The organism is Bifidobacterium sp. UBA744, from assembly GCA_002298605.1.
Classification (GTDB): domain Bacteria; phylum Actinomycetota; class Actinomycetes; order Actinomycetales; family Bifidobacteriaceae; genus Bifidobacterium.
The window spans coordinates 1-5,739 of sequence record DBKS01000012.1 but is presented as its reverse complement, the minus strand read 5'-3'; the positions used below and the strand labels follow the sequence as shown (position 1 = coordinate 5,739).

The window sequence follows — 5,739 nt, the reverse complement described above, 5'->3', positions numbered from 1 at the left end:
CATCGCCCTTCCGCGCAACCCCATGCGCCCACGGCAACCAACCTGCGTCATCAGATCAGCAGAGCGACGCCAGACGATCAGCAAACCGCCCCACGAACCGAGCCGCGTCCACCGACAACGCCACATGCGCGGTTTTACGAGGATCACGCAGCCTTGTCGGATCGCCAATCGTGCGGCCACGGAAACCGCGCCCGTTGCCCGTGGCTGTTTCGACCATCATATTGACGTCGAAGCAATCCACCAGCGACGGATCCAACGCGACAGCCGCGGCCAATGGATCATGCAGCGGACTGCCCGCCAGGAACATCGGATCGGACGATTCATTGGCGTTGATATAGAAATCGGTCATCGAGGCGAGGAACCGTCCACGTTCACCGCCGGAGGAACGCCACGATTCCACGTGTTCGCGGGTCAGCAGGCACTGATGCGTCACATCAAGACCGATCATCGTCACATCCGCGCCGGAGCGGAACACGCGATTCGCGGCCTCGGGGTCCTGGAAGATATTCGTCTCGCAGATCAAGTCGTAGCAGTTGCCCTCCTGGGTCAGCGAACCGCCCATGATCACCAGTTTGAGCTGCTTCACAATGTCCGGCGCGGCCTGGATCGCCAGATCCACATCGGTGAGCGGACCCGTGGCGAGCACCGTCACCTCGCGACCGTACGTCCGCACCTGATCGACGATGAAACGCACGCCCTCGGGAAGCTCGGGGCCATTCCAATCCCGCCATTCAACCGGGCGATCGACGGGCAGATCGGCCGCGGAGACGACATCGCGACGCTCGCCGCCGACGGATAGCGTCGCCCCCGAGGACACCAGGCGATCGGGCAGAGCGTTGCAAGCGGCGCCGTCATCGGCATTGGCGGGGATCCGTTCAGCGCGATCCGGGAGGGGCGCTGCCGGGATCGTCCCGGGGATCTTCGCATTGCCCAGGCCATTGCCGCCATGGAAGCGAGCGCAACCCTCGTCCACCGCGAAACCGTCGGCCCACGAAGGGCACGGGCAACCGCGAAGCACGGGTACGGCCGCGGACGCCAGGGCGGCGCCGGCCGCGGGGGGTGCAGCAGACGCGGACGGCGCGGCATCGCCGAACAACTCCAGCACCGCACACGAGTTCCTGACAGCCGTCGACGCCAACACATTGCCATACGTACCAACCACGCCGAGCAGCTCGCATTCGCCATCGCGCCGAGCCGCCAGCACATAGCACAACGCCAGCGCATCATCGATGCCCGTATCCACATCCATCACGATTCGAGTCATGCGCCCAGCATACCGAAACGCCAAGCGGAACGGCAATGCACCGCGCCATCACAGGCATTGCGCATATTGCGCACATATAAATGCGCCGTGCGCCAGCCGAATCACTTCGGTCGGACGCACGGCGCGTAGGCATTCCCCCAAGTTCAGTTATTTGGCAAGGAATTCGTTGGTCGACACATCAGCCGCCTTGGGAGCGGTTTTCACCACATTATCATTCGCATCGGTGAACGCATCCGCCTCGGCGATGAAATCAAGGTACGGCTGCACCTCATCGGTGGTGTTGGTGCCCAGCACGAAGGAACCATCCTTGATCTTTTCCTTGTCGCCCCAATACTGCCCCTCGGTTATTACCTGCATGGAACGTTTGACGAAATCAACCTGTAACGTGGAGTCCCCGGCGTCGTCCACCAGGATCTGCGCCGCCTCATCCGGGTTGTCATAGGCGTACTCGTATCCCTTCTGGGCGGCCTGCGTGAACGCGCGCACGGTGTCGGGATCGGAGTCGATGAGCTTCTGCGAGGTGATGATGCCGATGCCATCCGCATTGCCGGGCACACCATAATCCGGCTCGGTGAAGCAGTTGAGCTGCGGGCCGTACATCTCGGCCTGCACGCCCTCCCACGTGGCGTAGAAGCCACCGAAGTCGGCCTGGCCGGAGGTCAGCGTCTGGAAGGTGTTGGTGCCCACCGTCACCTTGTCGAATTCGCCCTTGCCGCCGTCTGCCTGAATCATGCGACGGATCACGGCGTCGGACTCGTTGGAGCCGAAGGTGGCGAAGGTCTTGCCGTCAAAATCCTTCGGGGACTTGATGGAGGTGTTGGAGGCGAGCGAGCACCAGACCGCGGACGGCTTCTGCTGCACCTGCAGCGTCTGAATGATGCCGGCGCCCTTGAGGCTGTAGCTTGCCGCATTGGTCAGATTCGACAGGGCGAAATCGGCCTGGCCGGTGGACACCGCATGCTCGGCGCCGTTCTGGCCCACCGCGATGATGTCGACGTCAAGGCCGGCGTCCTTGAAATACCCCTTGTTCTTGGCCACATACACGCCGATGTGATTGGTGTCGGGCACCCAGGCGAGCATGAACGTGACCTTCTTGAGCTCCTTGGAGGAGGAAGAGGACGCGCCCGCGGAGGCTGCACCGTTGGTGGATGCGTTGGAGTTGCCACAGGCCGCAAACGACAAAGCCATGGCGACCACACCAGCGCATGCGACGATCTTACGCATGAACTTCATGATGAATCCCTAGTTCTTCTTGTCTCTACGGCATGTCCCGGAGCTGCGCCGCAGACAATGCCAGCATCGTTTTCTGGGAGCGGTTGTCACGCCGAAAAAGCGCATCAAGACCGGCAGAAAACGATGTGAAGGACCGGTCCGGCCGAACAATGTCCCCTCGCGCCCCGCTCTGAAGGCACGCGGTTTGCCACACATTGACGGCAGGCAAAACATTTCGAGTATAGCGATTCGTCGCGACGGGCCCGGCGACCCATCCGCCGCATGACGACAAACAGCCGGCAACGGCCCCGGCGACGCACCGCCGGACCGGCGGCGCGCCACGGCGGTCCACATGCCGTCGCCCGTCACCACACACGGCGGCGTCGTTCCTATACTCTCCTTCGGGGCCACCCGCACGGCCAGACCCGCAGCCCAATTCCCGCCCCGAAGTCAAGCCAACAAAGAATCCACCGAAAAGGCCCAAAGGAAGAACATGCTGTTTCAATCCGGCTCACTGCTGATGGTCATTGTGGTCGCCTACGCGCTCAAGCATCTGCATGTATTCGGCGAGCACGACTACAAGGTGGCGCAGGCATTCGCATTCAACCTGACGCTGCCGTGCGCGATCGTCCTGTCGTTCGCCACCAACAAGCACGACATGTCGATGCTGTGGATTGTGCTGTTCGGCTTCCTGTCAGCGCTCATCCCGCTGTTCGTGGTGTTCCTGGGCACGCATGGCGACGAAACGCGCTATCGCGCGTTCGAGATGCTCAACGCCTCGGGGCTCAACCTCGGCGCCTTCTGCCTGCCTGTGGCGCAAACGCTGATCGGCCCATCCGCAGGCCTTCCCGTGGTCATGATGGATGTGGGCAACGCGATTGTGGCCACGGCCGCCGCGCTCAGCGTAACCAAAAGCCTGCTGCATATGGACGACGCCGCCGCGAACTTGCCGATCGGCCTGAAGCTGCGCAACATCGCCCGCGATTTCGTCAGTTCGCTGTCGTTCGACACCTACATGCTGATGCTGATGCTCATGATCGCTCATGTGACGATTCCGCAGTGGATCGTGCAACTGGTCACGCCGTTCGCCAACGCCAACGCCTTCGTGACGATGGCTATGGTGGGCCTGATGATGGAAGTCCCCTCCGAAGCCAAGGACCGCCTGGCATTGCTGAAAGTGATCGTCTGGCGCGCCGGCTTCGCCGTGGTAATCGGCGCGGCGGGATGGTACCTACTGCCCATCGACCCCTCGCTGAAGGGCATTATGCTGCTGTGCGCCGCCAGCCCCGTAACCGTGTTCTCCACCAAATTCACCGAATCGCTCACCGGCAATCCCAAACTCGCCGGGTTCAGCCTGACCGTCACCGGTCTGATCTCACTGGCGGCCATGACGGCGATTCATATGGTGGTCGCCGGAGCGTAGCACAGCGTAAAGTGGGGTCGCGCACCGTATTCGTGCGAATACGGAACCCTGAAGAGCAATAATGTACAATTTTGTGCGACGTTCCGGACGGAGCAGCGGATTTTGGGCTGCAGCGCGAATGGAAAAGAATCTATTTTCGATTCGCGGGACAATTTTGAAGCAAATAGACCGCATAGAAGCCCTGCCAGCGGCTGATTCATCGTTATACCAATCGCTTTGAGAGACTCAACCACTTCAAAGCACCATAAAAATGTCCCACGAATCGAAAATAGATTCGTGGGACATTGCAGCTGTTGGCGCTTAGCCCCGAACCACTACATTGCGCAGCGAGCCAATGCCCTCGACATGCACAATGGGCTCGTCACCCGGGTCAAGATGCCCCGAAGCGTTCGGGGTGCCGGTCATGATCACGTCGCCGGGCAGCAACGTGGAGAAGCTGGAGATCGCCGCGATCTGCTGCGGAATGGAGTGGATCAGATTGGCGGTGGTGCCGGACGCTTCGGGCACATCCTCGCCGTTGAGCGTAAAGGAGATCCTGGCGTCGGCATAGTTCAGGTCCGTTTCGATCCACGGGCCCAGCGGGCAGGAGGTGTCGAAGCCCTTGGCGCGCGTCCACATCGGGTCCTTGCCCTGCAGGTCGCGCAGCGTCACGTCGTTGACGCAGGTGTAGCCAAGCACGTACTTCATGGCGTCCGCTTCCGAAACGTTTTTGGCGATGCGGCCGATCACCACGGCGACTTCCGGCTCGAAGTTCATGTCGTTGGAGTACGGGGGGATGACGATGGGGTCATCCGGGCCGATCACCGACGTGGACGGTTTGGTGAAGATCCACATGTCCTCTGGCGCATGGGCCACCTCGGAATGGCCGGCCTCATGCATGAACTGCGCGTGCGCCTCGTAGTTCTTGGCCAGCCCGAAGACCTTGGAGGGAATGACGGGCGAGAGCAGACGAACGCCGTCCGCGTCCAGCGCGTAGCGGTTGCCGGTGGGCTTGACCTGCCCGGCGCCCAGCGGGTAACCATCGAGTTCGACCAGATAATCCTTGCCGTCGGTTTCGTCCTTCTGAACGAAGGCATAGTGGGGTGCGTCATTGAGTGAAAAGCGTGCGATTCTCATGCCGNNTCAGTCTACTCGCCAATTGCGCACGACCCGTTGCACGATTGCTCCTGTTTCATCCGCAACTGCGCTCGGAGCAGGTCGACTTGCTGTTCGAGTTCGTCGATGCGGCGAATCGGCACCGACGGGACGAAAGTCTAAGCTCGCCGCCAAGGTATCTACCCCGAAGTGAACCGGCCTCTTCGCCATGAAACAGCATGGACCACTCAAAAGCTTGGATTATGGATCATCCGCAACCGCAGCCACTATCGTTCTGCGCATTACACGCGCATGCATCACGACTGCCATTAAACGAGTTGTTGATGATCGTGGTGCTGGAACTGCTGTTGCGAATCTGCGCGATGCTGTTCTTCACGCTCGACAGATCGATATTGTATTTGTTCTCGATCTCTGTAAGCTCTTCCAGAATCTTGTTAATCTCAGTCGAGTCAAACGACGCGGACAGCGAAGCGGTGTTGTTCGAAATGTTGGTCAGCTCAGTCGAGATATTCGACAGGTATTCCTTCACCTGATCGCCCAGATCAACCGATAGCGTTGGCGTCAGACTCAGAGCAGGAGACAAGGTGACGCCTCCCAAGTCAATCAGGCTATCAGCCAGTTTGATTTTGCCGTCAAGAATTGACTGAGCCAAGCCTCCCAATGCCGATGCAAGATTGGGCGATGAATGATCAGCACCCAGCGCCTTACTAATATCCTGTGACGCCGATAACGCCCGTCTTTTTGC

The 5,739-nt window shown here is 60.4% G+C and carries 5 protein-coding genes; 1 reads left to right on the top strand and 4 read right to left on the bottom strand.

Annotated elements, in window-relative coordinates:
• Positions 1–55: 55 nt before the first annotated feature.
• Both B2994_RS01435 and B2994_RS01430 read right to left on the bottom strand, forming a co-directional pair.
• A complete protein-coding gene (locus B2994_RS01435) occupies positions 56–1,264 on the bottom strand; it encodes a nucleoside hydrolase (protein ID WP_291526627.1) in 1,209 nt (402 codons plus the stop codon).
• Positions 1,265–1,411: 147 nt separating this feature from the next.
• A complete protein-coding gene (locus B2994_RS01430; RefSeq protein ID WP_291526626.1) occupies positions 1,412–2,497 on the bottom strand; it encodes an ABC transporter substrate-binding protein in 1,086 nt (361 codons plus the stop codon).
• Positions 2,498–2,969: 472 nt separating this feature from the next.
• Between B2994_RS01430 and B2994_RS01425 the strand changes: the two genes are divergently transcribed.
• Positions 2,970–3,899: a transporter gene (locus B2994_RS01425; protein ID WP_291526625.1), complete on the top strand. Its 930-nt coding sequence runs from the start codon at positions 2,970–2,972 to the stop codon at positions 3,897–3,899.
• Positions 3,900–4,199: 300 nt separating this feature from the next.
• Here the strand turns inward: B2994_RS01425 and B2994_RS01420 are convergent, their stop codons facing one another.
• Complete coding sequence (locus tag B2994_RS01420) at positions 4,200–5,015, bottom strand: fumarylacetoacetate hydrolase family protein (protein ID WP_291526624.1); 816 nt, start codon at positions 5,013–5,015, stop codon at positions 4,200–4,202.
• Positions 5,016–5,241: 226 nt separating this feature from the next.
• Positions 5,242–5,739 (bottom strand): hypothetical protein (locus tag B2994_RS01415; RefSeq protein WP_291526623.1); only part of this gene is annotated, 498 nt, incomplete at its 5' end.

Coding starts and splice junctions, on each gene's coding strand:
- B2994_RS01435 (WP_291526627.1), bottom strand. CDS start 1,264: ATGACTCGAATCGTGATGGATGTGGATACGGGCATCGATGATGCGCTG.
- B2994_RS01430 (WP_291526626.1), bottom strand. CDS start 2,497: ATGAAGTTCATGCGTAAGATCGTCGCATGCGCTGGTGTGGTCGCCATG.
- B2994_RS01425 (WP_291526625.1), top strand. CDS start 2,970: ATGCTGTTTCAATCCGGCTCACTGCTGATGGTCATTGTGGTCGCCTAC.
- B2994_RS01420 (WP_291526624.1), bottom strand. CDS start 5,015: ATGAGAATCGCACGCTTTTCACTCAATGACGCACCCCACTATGCCTTC.